This window comes from Pantoea dispersa (assembly GCF_035783935.1).
Taxonomy (GTDB): Bacteria; Pseudomonadota; Gammaproteobacteria; order Enterobacterales; family Enterobacteriaceae; genus Pantoea; species Pantoea dispersa_C.
Map to the genome: position 1 here is coordinate 22,250 of NZ_JALKOV010000013.1, position 18,613 is coordinate 40,862.

The following is an 18,613-nucleotide window of genomic DNA, read 5'->3' on the forward strand; positions in this document are numbered from 1 at the left end:
CGAATTATTGATTACCCTCAGCGCGTGTTTGCCGGTAATACCCCACCAGTTGAATGATGAAGGTGAGCGTCGCGAGTAAAAACAGTATCCCACCCAGGGGAATGGTGCCGAGCAGGAACCAGCCCATGACGCCTAACTCATACAGCAACTGGCCGCGATCTTCTCCCAGGATGTAACAGGGATGCACGTTGCCTTCGTCCAGTTGGCAGCCCGCCAGACTGGCGACATATCCCGCGCCCATCGCGCAGATCAGCGGCAGAAACGCGAGAAAAGCCGTACCACACAGCATCACAAGATAGAGCATGATGATGGATGTCAGCGAGCGTTTGCCAGGTGTCGCGCGCTTGCCCGCGGCTCTGAAATTAAACAGCACGTTTCCTCCTGAAGCCTCTGCCGTTAACGCCAGATTATTAACACATCCCTCTCCCCTGCGACAAACCGGTAAACAAACGCCCGCGGGGTAGCGGGCGCGTTTTTACTGCGACATGACGCCGGGCGTTAAGGGTTGGCGCGGATAATCACTTTGCCGCGCGCATGGCCGGTCGCCACCTTTTCCAGCGCGGAGCGCGCATCATCCAGCGAAAAGATAGCGTCGGTGATGACCTGTAACTGCCCGGCCTGGAACAGGCTGCTCGCCCGGGCAAGATACGGCGTCGCGCTGGCGAAGAACACAAACTCGCCGTGATGGCCGCTGCCGGGCGTAATGCCAAACTCCACCAGCGTGGCAATGCGCCCGCCGGCGCGCAGCACGGACCAGGAGCGGCTCAGCGTTTCGCCGCCGACGCTATCAATTACCAGATCGATATCGCGCGTGGCCGTGAAGTCCTGCGTGCGATAATCAATCACCTCATCGGCGCCCAGACTGGTCACCAGCGCGTGGTTTTTAGCCGACGCCGTGGCGATGACATAAGCGCCCGCCTGATGCGCCAACTGAACCGCCATGCTGCCGACGCCACCCGCTGCGGCGTGAATCAGCACGCGCTCGCCGCGCTGCAGCTGACCCACATCGAACAATGCCTGCTGCGCGGAGCCAAACGCGGTAGGCAGCGCCGCGGCCTGTTCGGCACTCATCGCCGCCGGGACAAGGCATACGTCATCGGCGGCAATCACCAGGCTTTGGGCAAAAGCCCCGCCTGCGCCCGGTGGCGTGCGTCCGAATACGCGATCGCCCGCGTTTAAATGGCTCACGCGCTCGCCCACCGCCGTGATCACGCCGCAGAAATCCATGCCCGGTACGTAAGGCAGTTCAACCGGGAAGACCTGCTGCATGTGCCCTGAGATGATCTTCAGATCTAACGGGTTGACGCTCGCCGCCTCAACCTGCACCGTCACCTCATCCGGACTGGCGGCGCGGAGTTGACGTTTACCAATCGTCAGCACATCGGCGGTGCCAAACGTATCAATCAATGCTGCTTTCATTATTCACTCTCCGGTCGGGTTCAGGCTTGCGCCGGGAACTGGCCAAGCTGGAGGAACAGGCCAAACCAATCCTCCATGTGCCAGGTGGTGATCAGACGTCCTTCCTCCAGCAGATGGAACTCATGCAGACGGAAGCTCACTTTCTTACCAGTCGGCGCGATACCGAAAATTTCGCCGAGATGGGTGCCAGTGATTTCTGCCCGCGCCGCGATGCGGCCCGGCTCCTGAATCATGTCATGCACCACAATCTGCACATCCGGAAAAGCCTGCGCCAGCATACGAATGATTGGCTTGATGCCTTCCGGCCCGGCAACCTGCCCTGGCGCCAGCGGAATGTCTTGCCATGACGGTGCCAGCACGCTATCGACCAGATCCGGGTTGTTGTCGCTGAAGGCCTGATAGAGCGTCTCTACCGCCTGTCGTTCAATTTTCAGCCGTTGTACATATTCTGCTGCTGGATTCATCGTTATTCACTTTCAGGTGGGGGTTGGTTGTGGAATTTTGCGCAGCGCCCTACAATTCGTCCAACAAATATCCAATATGAATGATTATTTGCCGTATGGATTTTCATGGTATCGATCTCAATCTGTTAGTGGCTTTCGACGCGCTGATGAACGAGCGCAACGTCACGCGGGCGGCGACTCAGGTGGGCGTCAGTCAGCCGGCGATGAGTGCCGCTTTATCGCGCTTACGCACCCTGTTCGGTGACCCGCTGTTCATGCGCAGCGCGGAGGGTTTACTGCCGACCGCGCGTGCCCGCGACTTGTCCGGCCCCATCGCCCAGGCGCTGCGCCAGCTCGAAGCGACGCTGGTGGCAAAGCCCGTATTTGCAGCGGAAAAAGCGCAAATAAACTTCAAACTGGGCGTGTCGGAGTATCCATCATTCGTGTTGCTGCCTTCGCTACTTGAGGGGCTACAGGACGCCGCACCCGGCGTGTCATTGAATGTGCAGGCGTTTACTAACCGCGATCACGCGGTCGATTTGTTAGATGCCGGCGCGATTGATGTCGCCATCGGCGTCATGCCCACCCACAGCGATAGCCGCATCATCTCCCGGCCGATATTGCGCGACGACTTCGTCACCATCGTCGCCAGCAACCATCCGGCGGCCAGACGCGGCATGGATATGGAGAGTTACCTGGCGCTGCCGCATATTCTGGTCTCGCCGGAAGGTGAACTGTACGGCCTGGTTGATCAGGTACTGGCGCAGCAGGGTAAAAAGCGCCGGCTGGGACTGACGGTCCAGCAGATGTTTACGGTGCCGTCTATCGTGGCGCAAACCCACATGACGGCGACCGTGATGAAACGCGTGGCGCTGCATGCGCAGGCCAGTCGCCAGCTGGTGCTGTTTCCTCCACCAGTATCGTTGCCCGAAATGGTGTTCAACCTGATCTGGCACCGGCGCAGCGAGGCGCATCCCGCCCAGCAGTGGTTCAGGGAATTTATTGAACAACAGGCGGCGCGGCTGTAGGCGCTGTGTGTGGGTTCTGCGCGGATAGGACGATGCGCAAGATGGCAGGATAAAAAAGCCCGCTGTTACGCGGGCTTTGAGGCTTAAGGTGCTGGCGGTTGGCTGAGTGAGTGTTACTCCCACTCAATCGTCGCAGGCGGTTTACCTGAAATATCATAAACCACGCGTGAAATGCCGTTCACTTCGTTGATGATGCGGTTGGAGACGCGGCCGAGGAAGTCGTACGGCAGGTGCGCCCAGTGGGCCGTCATGAAGTCGATGGTTTCGACAGCACGCAGGGAAACCACCCAGTCGTATTTACGGCCATCGCCCATCACGCCGACGGAGCGCACTGGCAGGAACACGGTAAAGGCCTGGCTGACTTTGTTGTACAGATCGGCTTTGCGCAACTCTTCGATAAAGATGGCATCGGCACGGCGCAGCAGGTCGCAGTACTCTTTCTTCACTTCACCCAGTACGCGCACGCCCAGACCCGGGCCCGGGAATGGATGACGGTACAGCATGTCGTAAGGCAGGCCGAGTTCCAGACCGATTTTACGCACTTCATCTTTGAACAGCTCTTTCAGCGGCTCAACCAGGCCCATCTTCATCTCTTTCGGCAGACCGCCCACGTTGTGGTGCGATTTGATCACGTGCGCTTTACCGGTGGCCGAAGCCGCCGACTCAATCACGTCCGGATAGATGGTGCCCTGCGCCAGCCATTTCACGTCGGTCAGCTTCAGTGCTTCTTCGTCGAACACTTCCACGAACACGCGGCCGATGATCTTACGTTTGGCTTCCGGATCGTTCTCGCCCGCCAGCGCGTCGAGGAAGCGCCCTTCTGCCGCAACATGCACGATGTTCAGACCAAAGTGGTCACCGAACATGTCCATCACCTGCTCAGCTTCATTCAGACGCAGCAGTCCGTTATCGACGAACACACAGGTCAGGCGCTCGCCAATCGCGCGGTGCAGCAGCATCGCGGTCACGGACGAGTCCACGCCGCCGGACAGGCCGAGAATCACGCGGTCTTCACCCACCTGCTCACGGATGCGCTCTACCGCATCTTCGATGATTTTGGCTGGGGTCCACAGCGCTTCACAGCCGCAGATGTCGCGCACAAAACGCTCCAGCATGCGCAGGCCCTGACGGGTGTGCGTCACTTCCGGGTGGAACTGCACGCCGTAGAAACGCTTCTCTTCGTTGGCCATGATGGCAAACGGGCAGCTTTCGGTGCTGGCAACCGTCACGAAGTCTGCCGGGATCGCCGTGACTTTGTCACCGTGGCTCATCCACACGTCGAGCAGCGGTTTGCCCGCCGCGCTGATGGCATCTTCGATATCACGTACCAGCGCGCTCGGGGTTGTCACTTCAACCTGCGCATAACCAAATTCACGTTCGTTCGAGCCTTCAACCTTACCGCCCAGCTGCATCGCCATGGTCTGCATGCCGTAGCACACGCCCAGCACCGGCACACCGGCGTTGAACACATATTCCGGCGCACGCGGGCTGTTGTGCTCGGTGGTGCTTTCCGGGCCACCGGACAGGATGATGCCGTTCGGGTTGAACTGGCGGATTTGCTCTTCGGTGACATCCCACGCCCAGAGTTCGCAGTAGACGCCCAGCTCACGTACGCGGCGCGCGACCAGCTGCGTATACTGAGAACCAAAATCGAGGATCAAAATACGATGTTTATGAATATTTTCAGTCGTCATTGAGGCGTTTCCATTGGGGATGGACTTAATAATAAAAGCGCCCGGCTGGAGCCGGGCGGGAAATCTTACGGGATTATGAACCCATGCGGTAGTTCGGTGACTCTTTGGTGATGGTCACATCGTGCACGTGGCTTTCGTTGATGCCGGCGCCGCTGATGCGCACGAACTCGGCTTTGGTGCGCAGATCGTCGATGGTCGGGCAACCGGTCAGGCCCATGCAGGAGCGCAGGCCGCCCATCTGCTGGTGCACGATCTCTTTCAGGCGGCCTTTATAGGCAACGCGCCCTTCGATACCTTCCGGCACCAGTTTGTCGGCGGCGTTATCGCTCTGGAAGTAACGGTCAGACGAGCCTTTGGACATCGCGCCCAGTGAACCCATGCCGCGGTAGGATTTGAACGCACGACCTTGGTACAGTTCGATTTCGCCCGGGGATTCTTCGGTACCGGCCAGCATGGAGCCGACCATTACCGCCGACGCGCCGGCGGCGATGGCTTTGGCGATGTCGCCAGAGAAGCGAATACCGCCGTCAGCGATAACCGGAATACCGGTACCTTCCAGCGCTTCAACCGCGTCGGACACAGCAGTGATTTGCGGTACGCCAACGCCGGTCACGATACGGGTAGTACAGATAGAGCCCGGGCCAATGCCCACTTTCACCGCGCTCACGCCCGCGTTAGCCAGCGCCAGTGCGCCTGCACCGGTCGCCACGTTGCCGCCGATGATTTCGAGGTCCGGATATTTTGCGCGGGTTTCACGGATACGCTGCAGCACGCCTTCGGAGTGGCCGTGCGAGGAGTCGATCAGCAGCACGTCAACGCCCGCAGCGACCAGCGCATCAACGCGCTCTTCGTTGCCGGCACCGGCACCCACCGCGGCACCGACGCGCAGACGACCCTGCGCATCTTTACAGGCGTTAGGTTTACGCTCGGCTTTCTGGAAATCTTTAACGGTAATCATGCCCAGCAGGTGGAAGCTGTCGTCAACAACCAGCGCTTTCTCGACGCGTTTTTCGTGCATTTTCTGCAGCACGACTTCACGCGCTTCACCCTCTTTCACCGTCACCAGGCGCTCTTTCGGCGTCATGACCGCGGTCACCGGCAGCGTCATATCGGTCACGAAGCGCACGTCACGACCGGTAATAATGCCCACCAGTTCGTTGTCGGCGTTGACCACCGGATAACCGGCGAAGCCGTTACGTTCGGTCAGCTCTTTCACCTCGGCCAGCGTGGTGGTTGGCAGCACGGTCTGTGGCTCTGTTACGACGCCGCTTTCGTGTTTTTTCACCTTGCGAACTTCATCCGCCTGGCGCTCAATCGACATGTTTTTGTGAATAAAGCCCAGACCGCCTTCCTGCGCCAGCGCAATCGCCAGACCCGCTTCGGTGACGGTGTCCATCGCTGCAGACAGCATAGGAATGTTGAGACGGATGTTTTTGGTCAGCTGGGTGCTGAGATCGGCCGTGTTGGGTAAAACAGTGGAGTGAGCGGGAACGAGCAGGACGTCGTCAAATGTGAGGGCTTCTTTCGCGATTCTTAACATTGCAATATCTCCACCTGGGGCGTTTAAAACAGATAAAATATTGCCGCGGCATTATACAGGGCGAAATCGATTGCCTCCAGTGTTTTTTCGGAAAAAGTCTTGATCCTCCGGGGCAGCCATGTAGTATCGGTTAATTAACCCTCTGATTTGAAATTTGATCCTCATCACATGTCGCTACCGCCAACCGCCAATATTTTTACCGTTAGCCGCCTGAACACCACGGTGCGTCAACTGCTGGAAAATGAGATGGGCCTGGTGTGGCTCAGCGCCGAAATTTCCAATTTCACCCAGCCTGCTTCCGGTCACTGGTACTTCACCCTGAAGGACGATGGCGCCCAGGTGCGCTGTGCCATGTTCCGCAACAGCAACCGCCGCGTCAGCTTTCGTCCACAGCACGGTCAGCAGGTGCTGGTGCGCGCCAGCATCACGCTGTATGAGCCGCGCGGCGATTATCAGCTGATTATTGAGAGCATGCATCCGGCCGGTGAAGGACTGTTGCAGCAGCAGTTTGAGCAGCTGAAAGCCCGGCTGGCGGCGGAGGGGCTGTTCGACCAGCAGTTTAAACAGCCGCTGCCGGAGCCGGCACGCCAGGTGGGCGTGATCACCTCTGCCACCGGCGCGGCCTTGCACGACGTGCTGCGCGTGCTGCATCGCCGCGATCCCTCGCTGCCGGTGGTGATCTATCCGACTGCAGTGCAAGGCGTTGATGCGCCCGCCGCCATCGTGCGCGCCATCGAGCTGGCCAACCAGCGTGACGAGTGCGACGTGCTGATTGTCGGTCGCGGCGGCGGTTCACTGGAAGATCTGTGGAGCTTCAACGACGAGCGCGTGGCGCGGGCCATTTTTGCCAGCCGCCTGCCGATCGTCAGCGCCGTTGGGCATGAAACCGATGTCACCATCGCCGACTTCGTAGCCGACCTGCGCGCGCCGACGCCTTCTGCCGCTGCCGAACTGGTGAGCCGCAACCAGATCGAGCTGCTGCGCCGTTTGCAGTCTCAGCAGCAGCGCATGGAGATGGCGATGGATTATTACGTGGCGCAGCAGCAGCGCCGCTTCACCCGGCTGCAGCATCGTCTGCAACAGCAGCATCCGCAGCTGCGCCTGGCGCGGCAGCAAACCACGCTGATCCAGCTGCAGCGTCGTCTGCAGGAAGCGGCCGATCAGCGGCTGCGTCTGGCCAGCCGCCAGCAGGATCGCCTGCTGCAACGCCTGCAATCCCAGCAGCCGCAGGGACGTATTCTGCGCGCTCAGCAGCAGTTGCAGCAGTGGCACTACCGGCTGCAGCAGGGCATGGAAAAGCAGCTCAATCACAGCCGGCAGGGTTTTGGTGCGCTGGCGGCACAGCTGGAAGGCGTGAGCCCGCTGGCAACGCTGGCGCGTGGTTTTAGCGTCACCACTGATGCTCAGGGCCAGGTGGTGAAAAAGACCCGTCAGCTGCATACCGGTGATCTGCTGCGCACCCGGCTGGATGACGGCTGGGTGGAGAGTCAGGTGACGACGTTACAGCCGCAAAAAACGCGCAGCCGTAAGGCGTGATAACCTTTTCAGCCGCATAAATGGTTGATAAAAGCCCGTAAATCGCGCGCACCGCAGACGCAGCGGCGCGCGATTGATAAGCGGGTCTATACTTTCTGACATATCCATCCGTCAGGGAGTCCGACATGCCTTACAGCGTTATTCCTCCGTACATTCTGCGAAACATTATCGATAACTGTTCCGGCGCACAGCAGGATTACGCGCGGCGCACCCTCACCCACGTGCAACAGCTGATGGCGGAACATCCGCATACCACCAGCGCCGCCAGCACCGCGCAGCCCGGCAGCGTACTGCGCGCCATTTACGATGCGGAGAACACACAAAATCTGCCCGGCACCTTAATCCGTGAAGAAGGCCAGCCCGGTAACGGTGACGTCGCCGCCGACGAAGCGTGGAACTATCTCGGCATCACCTATGATTTCTACTGGCAGATCTACCAGCGCAACTCGCTGGACAACAAAGGCCTGAAACTGGATGGCACCGTGCATTACGGCAAGGAGTATCAGAACGCCTTCTGGAATGGCCAGCAAATGGTGTTTGGCGACGGCGACGGGGAGATCTTCAATCGCTTTACCATTGCCATTGATGTGGTCGCGCACGAGCTGACGCACGGCGTGACTGAAACCGAAGCCGGGCTGATTTACTTCCAGCAGGCGGGGGCGCTCAACGAATCAATGTCCGATGTGTTCGGCTCGCTGGTGAAGCAGTACCACCTCAAACAAAGCGCCGATCAGGCTGACTGGATCATCGGCGAAGGGCTGCTGGCGGCGGGCATCAAGGGCAGCGGCCTGCGCTCGATGTCTGCGCCCGGCACCGCCTATGACGATCCGCTGCTGGGCAAAGATCCGCAGCCTGCCGATATGGACCATTATATCGACACGCGCGAAGACAACGGCGGCGTGCATCTTAACTCTGGCATTCCCAATCGTGCCTTTTATCTGGCGGCGACTGCGCTGGGCGGCTTTGCCTGGGAACGGGCCGGTCAGGCATGGTACGACACGCTGTGTGATAAGGAACTGCCGCAGGATGCTGACTTCAGCACCTTTGCGCGCTTTACCGTGCAGCATGCCGCAAAACGTTTTGATAACACGGTGGCACAGGCGATTCAGTCCGCGTGGCACGAGGTAGGTGTAAGGTGAATATTCAGCTGACCGATGACGCCATCATTGAGCTGGCGCGTGAAGGCGGCATTGCGTTTATCCCCGGGCTGCGCAGCGAGCGGCGGTTTGCACTGGCGCAGCTGCCGGAACCGCAGAAGCAGCGCGTGTGCAATGTGCTGGAGCAGGCGCTGCCGCTCGGCGAACCGGAGGAACAGGCTGCCAGCATCGGGCGCGGCGACCAGCGCTATTTTCGCATCCAGATTAGCTATGCGACACATCGCGAAGCCGGTTCGATTGTGATTCTGATTCCGGAAACGGTGGCGCCGCCGGAACTGCAGGCGCTGTGGCGTGACGGCGAAAAATAACTTAGACAGTTCCCACAGCATCGCCCTAACTTACTGACTATACTGGATAACGTGGCTAGCTAGTCCACATCAAAGAAAACACCCTTAGATGAGGTCTCTGCTATGACACAAACCAAGCAACGAGGCGGTGCCGGGAACTTTGCAGAGGACCCGGAGCGCGCCAGGGAAGCAGGCAGCGCGGGCGGCAAAGTCAGTGGGGGCAATTTCAGGAACGATCCTGAGAGAGCCAGGGAAGCTGGAAGAAAAGGAGGTCAAAAAAGCCGTCGCCCCTCAAAGCAGAAGTAAGTAAGGATCCTTACAGGAGGCAGTGCGCCACGGATGGTTAATAAAAAAGGCCGACATCATGATGTCGGCCTTTCTTTTACTGTGGCTTATTTGCTGTCGGGCAGCGCGTAAGCAATCACGTAATCACCGCGATCCGGTGACTGACGCGCACCGCCTGCGGAGATCAGGATGTACTGTTTGCCGGTTTTCGGCGAAACGTAGCTGATCGGTCCGCCCTGGCTGCCCACCGGCAGACGTGCTTTCCACACTTCTTTACCGGTTGAGCTGTCAAAGGCGCGCAGGTAGTAATCCTGGGTGCCAGCGATAAACACCAGACCGCCCTGCGTTGCCAGCGTACCGCCCAACGTCGGCATACCGACCGGCATCTGCGCATGCATTTTGATACCAAACGGACCGGTATCCTGCACCGTGCCAACCGGCACCTGCCATACGATCTGACGGGTCTTCATGTCGATGGCCGACAGCGTACCAAACGGCGGCGCCTGGCATGGAATGCCCAGCGGCGACATGAAGCGGTTTTTGTTTACTGCATATGGCGTGCCTTTCAGCGGTACCGCACCCATGCCGGTGTTGATGGCCTCACCGCCATTGCTGGCAGCTGATTTGGTGGTGTCCTGCGGAATCATCTGCACCCACAGGCCGAGACGCATATCGTTGACGAACATGTACTGGTTGTTCGGATCGAACGAGATGCTGCCCCAGTTCATGCCGCCGAGCGAGCCCGGGAAGCTGAGGGAAACGTCGGTGTCCGGCACCGTGAACAGGCCGTCATAACGCATGCCTTTAAAGGCGATACGGCAAGCCAGCTGATCAAACGGCGTCGCGCCCCACATGTCCGACTCGGTCAGTTTCTGATTGCCAATGTTCGGCATCTCAACGGAGTGCGGCTGGGTTTTGGTGTACTGCTCGTTCGGGATATGGCCCTGCGGCATTGGCAGCTCTTCAACTTTGGTCAAAGGCTTGCCGGTCTGGCGATCCAGCACCCAGATCATGCCGGTTTTCCCGCCGATCACCACCGCAGGTTTGGTGGTGCCATCCTTCATCGGGAAATCCACCAGGCTCGGCTGCATTGGCAGGTCGAAGTCCCACAGGTCATTGTGGACCGTCTGATACACCCACTTCTCTTTACCGGTGGTCGCATCCAGCGCCAGTACGGACGCGCCATATTTGTGATCCAGCGCAGTACGGTTGGCACCCCACAGGTCCACCGATGAGCTGCCCATCGGCAGGAACACGGTGTTCATCGCCGGATCGTAAGAGATTGGTGCCCACGAGTTTGGCGTGCTGCGGGTGTAATCTTTACCCGGCATCAGTACGGCATTCGGATCTTCATTGCCCGGGTCAAACGCCCAGCGCATCTGGCCGGTGATAACGTCAAAGCCACGCAGAACGCCGCCAGGCATATCAGTCTGGACGTTATCCGCGACGCGACCGCCCACCACAACCGTGGTGCCCGCTACCTGCGGCGGCGAGGTCAGCTGATACTGCGGATCCGGCGCGCTGCCGAGACCTTGCTTCAGATCGACCACGCCGTGGTTGCCGAAGTTTTCACACAGCTCACCGTTGTCGGCGTTGATGGCAATCAGACGCGCATCGATGGTGTTCATCAGGATGCGACGCTGGCAGCTATCGCCTGCCGCCAGCGTGACGGCTGGCACCGGCGTGGAGCCTGGCTGCGTTGGCTGCTGTACCGGCTTGGTCGCATCAAAGTACGCCAGACCACGGCAGCGGTTCCACACCTGCGCCTGCGCATTGATTTCGCGCTTCCAGATCTGCTTGCCGCTGTCGGCTTCCACCGCAATCACGTTGTTGTGCGGCGTACACAGATACAGGGTATTACCGACCTGCAGTGGCGTTTCCTGATCTTCTGCGCCGTTACCGGTCGGGCTGATCGGCGTGTCGCCGGTGTGGAAGGTCCAGGCAACTTGCAAGTCTTTCACGTTGTCGCGGGTAATCTGGTCGATGGCGGCAAAACGGTCGCCCTGCGGCGTGCGGCCGTAGCTGCTCCAGTCCTGCTGCGGTTTGGTTTTATCGACCGGGATCAGCGGCAGCTGTTTACCGGTGAAAGCCACGGTCGGATGCGGCTGGAACATCTGGACAAACGTCACCACCATGCCAACGGCAATCACCGCCGACAGCGCATACGAAAGCTTCGCCAGCGAGGCCTTGCCTTCACACTTGCGCAGCGCCGGCCAGGTGATAAACGCCAGCACCATCAGGCCGGCCGGTACCATCAGGCGCGACACCAGCGGCCAGAACTGCCAGCCAGCATCATACAGCGCCCAGATTAGCGAGCCGGCGAAGACCAGAATGAACAGCGTGACCGCTGAGGATTTGCGGCGAAAGAACTGAATCGCCGACAGCAACATGACGATACCGGCAATCAGGAAGTACCAGCTGCCGCCCAGGGCCACCAGTTTACCGCCGCCGATCGCGAAGAACAGGCCGATCGCCAGCAGGACCAGTCCGAACAACACGGACCAGATACTCAACCCTTTGCCGGGACGAGCGGAATTTTCTGCCATAACACAAACTCTCCTGAAAAAATAACGCGCGAGGCCCGGAATGCGGGAGCAGCCGGTCAATGTCTTCCTGGCTAAGCAGGGACAGGAAGTGATCCGTTACGCTTTATTTTATATCTGTTGGTACGGGAACGACGCCCGTTATGCAGCGCTTGTGAGCGAGGCCGCAGGGACAACTGCCCCTGAGGTTCGCCACAAGGCGGGCAGGATTGTACCACCCGGTACAATTAAAAGTGAATATCCATAACGCGGTAGTTACTGAGCAATAGCATTTTTGCTACAAACGCAGCGCGAAGCGAGCAGCCAGCGCCACTTCGCGCTATCGCAAACTCTCATTCCATGACATCTTCCGGGCGATAATGCACGCGCCTGCTGGAGATCAGGCCGTGACCGTGGGTACAGAAATAATCAGTCGCGCCGCACGCCTTCAGCACCTGTAACGGCTGCTGGCAGTCGGGACAGCAGGCCAGCGCGCGGAAATGATGCAGGCAGTGTGGACAGTCGAAGCCTTGTTGGCTGTAAGTGAGCGGTTGCTGACAGTGAGGGCATGGCGTGAGCATGATGACTCCGGAATCGTGGCTGATGACTGTAACCAGACCGGATCGTACGGCAAAAAAAGAGGGCCCGTCCGGGCCCTCGTCAAATTTAGCGCTTGTTCTTCTTCAGATGCGATATCAGACGCTTACGCTTACGCTGCTGGGTTGGCGTCAGCAGGTTGCGTTTACCCGCATACGGGTTATCGCCCTCTTTAAACTGGATGCGAATCGGCGTTCCCATCACGTTCAGCGAACGGCGGAAGTAGTTCATCAGGTAGCGCTTGTAGGAATCCGGCAGATCCTTCACCTGGTTACCGTGAATCACCACAATCGGCGGGTTATAACCGCCGGCATGCGCGTATTTGAGCTTCACGCGGCGGCCACGCACCAGCGGCGGCTGATGGTCATCAGCGGCCATGTTCATGATGCGCGTCAGCATCGAGGTATTTACGCGCTTGGTAGAACAGTCATAGGCTTCGGTCACCGATTCAAACAGGTTGCCCACGCCGCTGCCGTGCAGAGCTGAGATAAAGTGCACGCGCGCGAAGTCGATAAAGCCGAGACGGAAGTCAAGCGTCTCTTTGACTTCGTCTTTAATCTCCTGCGACAGGCCATCCCACTTGTTGACCACAATCACCAGTGAGCGCCCACTGTTCAGGATAAAGCCGAGCAGCGACAGATCCTGATCGGAAATCCCGGCGCGTGCGTCAATCACCAGCATCACTACGTTGGCATCTTCAATCGCCTGCAGCGTTTTGATGACGGAGAATTTCTCCACCGTATCGGTGATTTTGCCGCGCTTACGCACGCCCGCGGTATCAATCAGGATGTACTCGCGGTCATCACGCTCCATCGGAATGTAAATACTGTCGCGCGTGGTGCCCGGCATGTCGTACACCACCACACGGTCTTCACCGAGGATACGGTTGGTGAGCGTTGACTTACCTACGTTAGGACGCCCCACAATCGCCAGTTTGATCGGCAGGCCGGTCGGATCGAAGGCTTCTTCCTCTTCTTCCTCCAGCGCTTCACCGTTCTCTTCCGCGGCTAACGCGGCCCAGTAGGCTTCGTTTTCGTCTTCTTCGCTGACTTCCTGCGGCGCGATGTCATCCATCCACGGCAGCAGCGCGGTTTCCAGCAGGCTGGTGACGCCACGGCCGTGCGAGGCGGCAATCGGGTGAATCTCACCCAGACCGAGCGCGTAGAAGTCCAGCACTGCCGCTTCCGGATCGAGACCGTCAGTTTTGTTGGCAACGAGGAACGTCGCTTTATCGCGCGAGCGCAGATGATTGGCGATCTGCTGATCCGCCGGCATGACGCCAGCGCGCGCATCGACTAAAAACAGCACCACATCGGCTTCTTCAATCGCCAGCAGCGACTGCTCCGCCATACGGTTTTCCACGCCTTCCTCGGTGCCATCAATACCGCCGGTATCGATAACAATAAATTCGCGCCCTTCCACTTCGGCGCGACCATATTTGCGATCGCGAGTCAGTCCAGGGAAATCGGCCACTAACGCATCACGTGTGCGCGTTAAGCGGTTAAACAGCGTGGATTTCCCCACATTGGGACGCCCAACCAGCGCGACCACAGGTACCATAACACTTGCCTCAGTTTTAAAAATAAATCGCCCGAATGGCGTGATTATAACGGCATTTGCCGTCAGGTTCAGGCCGCAGGCGCCAAGAATATCATGCCTGACTAAAAACAGAACGGCCCCTGACGAATCAGGAGCCGTAACAATGCGTGCAAAACGCTGCCCGCCGGGCCATCGCCTTAACGGGTGATGGCGTAAACCTCACCGCCTTTCGCCTGGATCAGCAGCTTATCACCGGCCACAACCGGCTCGGTCTGGAAGCCATCGCTGTCCAGCTTCTGCTGCGCCACGAAGCGGCCATCAAGGGTGTTGATCCAGTGCAGGTAGCCTTCGCTATCGCCAACCACCAGGTAGCCGTTGAACAGTACCGGAGAGGTCAGGTTGCGGTGCAGCAGATCGCTCTGACGCCAGATTGCCACGCCGCCATCGGCGTTCAGCGCAATCACGCGGTCATCCTGATCGACCAGATAGATGCGACCAGCATCGACAATCAGATCTTTCACGCCGCCGATTTCACGCTTCCACAGAATCTGACCAGAACGCAGATCCAGCGCCGTCAGGTTACCGTTGTAGGCCAGCGCATAAACCACGCCGTTCACGACCACTGGCGTGGTGTCGACGTCGTTAAGACGATCGATTTCGGTCGCGCCGCTCGGCTGAGAGATGCGCTGCTGCCAGATCAGCTGGCCCTGGTTCATGATCACCGCGCTGACGCGACCGTTGTCACCGCCGACAATCGCACCGCCGAACGCCACCGCCGGTGCGGATTCACCGCGCAGCGACAGCGCTGGCATGTCCAGGTTCACACTCCATTTCACCGCGCCGCTGCTCTGATCGAGCCCCTGCAGCATACCGTTACTGGTGTGAATCAGTACCAGACCATCGCTGACCACCGGACGCGACAGCGCTTCGCCGGCCACTTTGCTCTGCCAGGCAATGCTGCCGTCACTGCTGTTCAGGGCAAATACCTGACCCCGCTCGCTACCGATGTAGAGGCGGTCGCCGTTCGCAGTGACACCGCCAGACAGCAGTGCCGAGATGTTTTTCGAGAAGAAGCCGGTCTTCTCAGAGAGGTTCACTTTCCACTTCTCTTTGCCGTTGCTGGCGTCGAGCGCTTTCACGATGCCAAAGCGGTCGGCGGCATACACGGTGCCGTCCTGCCAGGCGGGGTGCAGATTGGAATAGAAATCACCTACGCCGTCACCGACCGAGGTGCTCCACGCGGTTTCCGGCGTGAACTGGTTTTCAACCTTCGGCAGCGGGGCCATTTTCACTACATCTTCTTCGCCGCTGAACAGCGAGCAACCGCTGAGCAGAGTGACTGACATCAGCCCTGGCAGCAGGTATTTACGTAATTCCATGTGCGCTCTCTTGACTGGCTTAACTTAAATTATTCATCTTCATCTGCAGCATCTGCTTCAGCGCAGGAGAAGCCTGCGATTCCGCACCTTTGCTCCAGGCATCACGGGCACCCTGCTTATCGCCTTTGCTCAGCAGGGCTTCGCCGCGAATGTCCGCCACAATGGCTGTCCAGCCATCACCCTGCACATTGTTCAGGGTAGTAAGCGCGGCATCGGCCTGGTTTTGCTGCAGTTGAATGCGTGCCAGACGCAGGTTAATCACCGCCTGCAGATTGGCATCTTTGGTGTCTTTCAGCCCGCTTTGTAACAGCGTGATGGCTTTATCTAACTGATTGGCGGCAACGTACTGTTTAGCCAGATCCAGCGCGGCCAGCGCACCGTAGGTGTTGTTGTTCTCGCTGGCAAAACTGGCGACCGCTTCCAGCGTCTGCGGCTTGTCCGCCTGCATGGCGCTGGTCAGCTGCTGATACTGCGCCGACGCGGCTTTGTCCGCCCCTTCCTGATGGCTGCTCCAGAAACGCCAGCCGCCCAGTGCGGCAATACCAACGATGACCCCGACCGCCAGTGCTTTGCCGTTGTTGGCAAAGAAGCGACGCAGCGCATCAATCTGTTCGTTTTCGTTGCTGTAAACTTCCACGCAATCCCTCTCCTTAAAATGCCTGTTGCAGTGCTGCGCTTACTGCAGCAGCGTGTGCAGCGTCGCGGCGGCGTCGCTCTGCGCCAGCGTTTGCTGATCGCCGGTGCGCAGGTCTTTAATCACCACCTGGCCCGCTTTCACTTCGTCTTCGCCCAGCACCAGCGCAATGCGTGCGCCCCACTTGTCTGCACGGGCAAACTGCTTCTTGAAGTTACCGCCGCCGAAGTTGGTCATCAGCTTCAGCGCCGGGTCGGCATCACGCAGTTTTTCCGCCAGTTGCATCGCGGCGGACTGCACGCCCTGCCCCGAAGCGATAACATAGACATCAACAATGCGCGTCGGTTCAAATTCCGGATTCACCGCCTGCACCAGCAGCACCAGACGCTCGAGGCCCATGGCAAAACCGACTGCCGGCGTCGCGCGGCCGCCCAGTTGCTCAACCAGACCATCATAGCGACCGCCACCGCACACGGTGCCCTGCGAGCCGAGGCTGCTGGTCACCCATTCGAACACGGTGCGGTTGTAGTAGTCGAGACCGCGCACCAGGCGCTGATTGATGCGGTATTTAATGCCGGCATCGTCGAGCAGCGCGCACAGGCCGCTGAAGTGTTCACGTGATTCCTCATCAAGGAATTCACCCAGCGTCGGTGCGTCGTTGAGCAGCGTCTGAATGTCAGGATTTTTGCTGTCCAGCACGCGCAGCGGATTGGTATACATGCGGCGTTTGCAGTCTTCGTCCAGCACCTCTTTATGCTGTTCGAGGAAAGCCACCAGTGCGCTGCGGTAGTTAGCGCGCGCCTCCAGTGAACCGATAGAGTTCAGCTCCAGCTCAACGTGGTCAGCAATCCCCAGCGCTTTCCACCAGCGATGGGTCAGCATGATCAGCTCGGCGTCCACGTCCGGCCCCTGCAGGCCAAACACTTCCACACCCATCTGGTGGAACTGGCGATAGCGCCCCTTCTGCGGACGCTCGTAGCGGAACATCGGACCGATGTACCACAGGCGCTGCTCCTGATTGTACAGCAGACCGTGTTCAATACCGGCGCGCACGCACCCTGCGGTGCCTTCCGGGCGCAGCGTCAGGCTCTCGCCGTTGCGGTCTTCAAAGGTGTACATCTCTTTTTCAACCACGTCGGTGACTTCACCGATCGCGCGGCTGAACAGTGGAGTTTGCTCGACGATTGGCAGACGGATTTCACTGTAGCCGTAGCTGGCCAGCACCTGCTTCAGGGTGCCCTCAATACGCTGCCAGATGGCGGTATCCGCCGGCAGGTAATCGTTCATCCCGCGAATCGCTTGAATATTCTTCGCCACGTTAGAATCTCTTAATACAAAAAAACCTGTCCGGCATCATACCTTATGAGGATGAAACCGCACAGGTTCAATCACAAACTTGCATGCGCCAGGCGCACACCGTCCTTTATTTTTCCAGCTGCTGCACGTTGATGCGGCGGCTCTCGTCCAGCATGGTGGCTTTCGCACGGATGCGCGCTTCCAGCTGATCGATCATGTCATTGTTGTCGAGGCGATCGCGCTGGCGTACGCCATCTTCGTAGAAACCGCTCTTCTTGTTGCCACCGGTCACGCCGAGCGTCGACACCGTGGCTTCGCCAGGACCGTTCACCACGCAGCCAATGATCGAGACGTCCATCGGCGTAATGATGTCTTCCAGCCGCTCTTCCAGTGCGTTCACCGTGCCAATCACGTCAAACTCCTGACGCGAACAGGTCGGGCAGGCGATGAAGTTGATGCCGCGTGAGCGGATGCGCAGTGATTTCAGGATGTCGTAACCGACTTTCACTTCTTCGACCGGGTCGGCGGCCAGCGAAATACGCAGCGTATCGCCGATCCCTTCCGCCAGCAGCAGGCCAAGGCCAATCGCCGACTTCACGGCACCCGCACGCGCGCCACCGGCTTCGGTGATGCCAAGGTGCAGCGGCTGATCGATGGCTTTTGCCAGCAGACGGTAGGATTCAACGGCCAGGAACACATCGGAAGCTTTGACGCTCACTTTGAACTGATCAAAGTTGAGGCGATCGAGGTGATCGACATGGCGCATGGCGGATTCGAGCAGCGCCTGCGGCGTCGGCTCACCGTACTTTTCCTGCAGATCTTTTTCCAGCGAACCGGCGTTAACGCCGATACGGATCGGAATATTGTGGTCGCGGGCGCAATCCACCACCTGGCGAATACGCTCGTTGTTACCAATGTTGCCCGGGTTAATGCGCAGGCAATCGACGCCGTACTCGGCCACTTTCAGGGCGATGCGGTAGTCAAAGTGAATGTCCGCTACCAGCGGCACGTTGACCTGCTGCTTAATCAGTTTGAAGGCTTCCGCCGCATCCATGGTGGGCACGGACACACGCACGATATCCACGCCGACGCGCTCCAGCTGACGGATCTGATTCACCGTCGCTTCAACGTCTGTGGTGCGGGTGTTGGTCATTGACTGAACGGCGATAGGCGCGCCATCGCCAACCGGCACCTTGCCGACGTAAATACGTGTAGATTTGCGACGGATAATGGGTGCTTCGTTATGCATATTCTCTC

Annotated in this window: 17 protein-coding genes; 5 read left to right on the forward strand and 12 right to left on the reverse strand. The window is 58.9% G+C overall.

Going from position 1 to position 18,613, the window contains the following annotated elements; all coding sequences use genetic code 11:
• Positions 1–4: 4 nt before the first annotated feature.
• From MXF20_RS20635 to MXF20_RS20645, 3 genes are all read right to left on the reverse strand, one after another.
• Positions 5–373 (reverse strand): hypothetical protein, encoded by a 369-nt coding sequence (locus tag MXF20_RS20635; RefSeq protein ID WP_325971183.1) that lies wholly within the window; start codon positions 371–373, stop codon positions 5–7.
• Between the two features lie 125 nt (positions 374–498).
• On the reverse strand, positions 499–1,419 hold the full coding sequence (locus MXF20_RS20640; protein ID WP_325971185.1) for an NADP-dependent oxidoreductase: 921 nt from the start codon (positions 1,417–1,419) through the stop codon (positions 499–501).
• A gap of 20 nt (positions 1,420–1,439) precedes the next feature.
• On the reverse strand, positions 1,440–1,883 hold the full coding sequence (locus tag MXF20_RS20645; RefSeq protein ID WP_325971187.1) for an ester cyclase: 444 nt from the start codon (positions 1,881–1,883) through the stop codon (positions 1,440–1,442).
• A 95-nt stretch (positions 1,884–1,978) separates the two neighbouring features.
• On the opposite strand from MXF20_RS20645, the gene MXF20_RS20650 reads away from it, so the two are divergent.
• Positions 1,979–2,890 (forward strand): LysR family transcriptional regulator, encoded by a 912-nt coding sequence (locus tag MXF20_RS20650; protein ID WP_325971189.1) that lies wholly within the window; start codon positions 1,979–1,981, stop codon positions 2,888–2,890.
• A 113-nt stretch (positions 2,891–3,003) separates the two neighbouring features.
• Here the strand turns inward: MXF20_RS20650 and guaA are convergent, their stop codons facing one another.
• Both guaA and guaB read right to left on the reverse strand, forming a co-directional pair.
• Positions 3,004–4,584, reverse strand: a complete 1,581-nt coding sequence (gene guaA, locus MXF20_RS20655) for a glutamine-hydrolyzing GMP synthase (protein ID WP_021506569.1) — start codon at positions 4,582–4,584, stop codon at positions 3,004–3,006.
• Between the two features lie 73 nt (positions 4,585–4,657).
• On the reverse strand, positions 4,658–6,124 hold the full coding sequence (gene guaB / locus MXF20_RS20660; protein ID WP_021506568.1) for an IMP dehydrogenase: 1,467 nt from the start codon (positions 6,122–6,124) through the stop codon (positions 4,658–4,660).
• A gap of 168 nt (positions 6,125–6,292) precedes the next feature.
• On the opposite strand from guaB, the gene xseA reads away from it, so the two are divergent.
• The 4 genes from xseA (at position 6,293) to MXF20_RS20680 (ending at position 9,410) form a co-directional block, all read left to right on the forward strand.
• Positions 6,293–7,660 (forward strand): exodeoxyribonuclease VII large subunit, encoded by a 1,368-nt coding sequence (gene xseA, locus MXF20_RS20665; RefSeq protein ID WP_325971191.1) that lies wholly within the window; start codon positions 6,293–6,295, stop codon positions 7,658–7,660.
• A 125-nt stretch (positions 7,661–7,785) separates the two neighbouring features.
• Entirely contained in the window at positions 7,786–8,799 is a 1,014-nt protein-coding gene (locus MXF20_RS20670) for a M4 family metallopeptidase (protein WP_325971192.1), read from the forward strand.
• Complete coding sequence (locus MXF20_RS20675; RefSeq protein ID WP_325971194.1) at positions 8,796–9,125, forward strand: protealysin inhibitor emfourin; 330 nt, start codon at positions 8,796–8,798, stop codon at positions 9,123–9,125. The genes MXF20_RS20670 and MXF20_RS20675 overlap by 4 nt, the downstream gene beginning before the upstream one ends.
• A gap of 102 nt (positions 9,126–9,227) precedes the next feature.
• On the forward strand, positions 9,228–9,410 hold the full coding sequence (locus MXF20_RS20680) for a general stress protein (protein WP_071813581.1): 183 nt from the start codon (positions 9,228–9,230) through the stop codon (positions 9,408–9,410).
• 86 nt (positions 9,411–9,496) lie between these two features.
• Here MXF20_RS20680 and MXF20_RS20685 read toward each other — a convergent pair whose 3' ends face one another.
• From MXF20_RS20685 to ispG, 7 genes are all read right to left on the reverse strand, one after another.
• Positions 9,497–11,935: a glucose/quinate/shikimate family membrane-bound PQQ-dependent dehydrogenase gene (locus MXF20_RS20685; protein WP_325971196.1), complete on the reverse strand. Its 2,439-nt coding sequence runs from the start codon at positions 11,933–11,935 to the stop codon at positions 9,497–9,499.
• 329 nt (positions 11,936–12,264) lie between these two features.
• Entirely contained in the window at positions 12,265–12,492 is a 228-nt protein-coding gene (locus MXF20_RS20690; protein ID WP_325971198.1) for a zinc ribbon domain-containing protein, read from the reverse strand.
• 85 nt (positions 12,493–12,577) lie between these two features.
• Positions 12,578–14,068 (reverse strand): ribosome biogenesis GTPase Der, encoded by a 1,491-nt coding sequence (gene der / locus MXF20_RS20695; protein ID WP_325971199.1) that lies wholly within the window; start codon positions 14,066–14,068, stop codon positions 12,578–12,580.
• Positions 14,069–14,244: 176 nt separating this feature from the next.
• Positions 14,245–15,426, reverse strand: a complete 1,182-nt coding sequence (gene bamB, locus MXF20_RS20700; protein ID WP_325971201.1) for an outer membrane protein assembly factor BamB — start codon at positions 15,424–15,426, stop codon at positions 14,245–14,247.
• Positions 15,427–15,445: 19 nt separating this feature from the next.
• The gene (locus MXF20_RS20705) at positions 15,446–16,063 is read right to left on the reverse strand and encodes a YfgM family protein (protein WP_325971203.1); all 618 of its coding nucleotides are present in this window, start codon (positions 16,061–16,063) and stop codon (positions 15,446–15,448) included.
• 39 nt (positions 16,064–16,102) lie between these two features.
• On the reverse strand, positions 16,103–17,377 hold the full coding sequence (gene hisS, locus MXF20_RS20710) for a histidine--tRNA ligase (protein WP_058770848.1): 1,275 nt from the start codon (positions 17,375–17,377) through the stop codon (positions 16,103–16,105).
• Positions 17,378–17,483: 106 nt separating this feature from the next.
• Complete coding sequence (gene ispG, locus MXF20_RS20715) at positions 17,484–18,605, reverse strand: flavodoxin-dependent (E)-4-hydroxy-3-methylbut-2-enyl-diphosphate synthase (RefSeq protein WP_021506559.1); 1,122 nt, start codon at positions 18,603–18,605, stop codon at positions 17,484–17,486.
• Between the last annotated feature and the right edge of the window lie 8 nt (positions 18,606–18,613).

Excerpts from the sequence above, each read along its gene's own strand:
- MXF20_RS20640 (WP_325971185.1), bottom strand. The coding sequence starts at position 1,419 with ATGAAAGCAGCATTGATTGATACGTTTGGCACCGCCGATGTGCTGACG.
- MXF20_RS20645 (WP_325971187.1), bottom strand. The coding sequence starts at position 1,883 with ATGAATCCAGCAGCAGAATATGTACAACGGCTGAAAATTGAACGACAG.
- MXF20_RS20650 (WP_325971189.1), top strand. The coding sequence starts at position 1,979 with ATGGATTTTCATGGTATCGATCTCAATCTGTTAGTGGCTTTCGACGCG.
- guaA (WP_021506569.1), bottom strand. The coding sequence starts at position 4,584 with ATGACGACTGAAAATATTCATAAACATCGTATTTTGATCCTCGATTTT.
- guaB (WP_021506568.1), bottom strand. The coding sequence starts at position 6,124 with ATGTTAAGAATCGCGAAAGAAGCCCTCACATTTGACGACGTCCTGCTC.
- xseA (WP_325971191.1), top strand. The coding sequence starts at position 6,293 with ATGTCGCTACCGCCAACCGCCAATATTTTTACCGTTAGCCGCCTGAAC.
- MXF20_RS20670 (WP_325971192.1), top strand. The coding sequence starts at position 7,786 with ATGCCTTACAGCGTTATTCCTCCGTACATTCTGCGAAACATTATCGAT.
- MXF20_RS20680 (WP_071813581.1), top strand. The coding sequence starts at position 9,228 with ATGACACAAACCAAGCAACGAGGCGGTGCCGGGAACTTTGCAGAGGAC.
- MXF20_RS20685 (WP_325971196.1), bottom strand. The coding sequence starts at position 11,935 with ATGGCAGAAAATTCCGCTCGTCCCGGCAAAGGGTTGAGTATCTGGTCC.
- MXF20_RS20690 (WP_325971198.1), bottom strand. The coding sequence starts at position 12,492 with ATGCTCACGCCATGCCCTCACTGTCAGCAACCGCTCACTTACAGCCAA.
- der (WP_325971199.1), bottom strand. The coding sequence starts at position 14,068 with ATGGTACCTGTGGTCGCGCTGGTTGGGCGTCCCAATGTGGGGAAATCC.
- bamB (WP_325971201.1), bottom strand. The coding sequence starts at position 15,426 with ATGGAATTACGTAAATACCTGCTGCCAGGGCTGATGTCAGTCACTCTG.
- ispG (WP_021506559.1), bottom strand. The coding sequence starts at position 18,605 with ATGCATAACGAAGCACCCATTATCCGTCGCAAATCTACACGTATTTAC.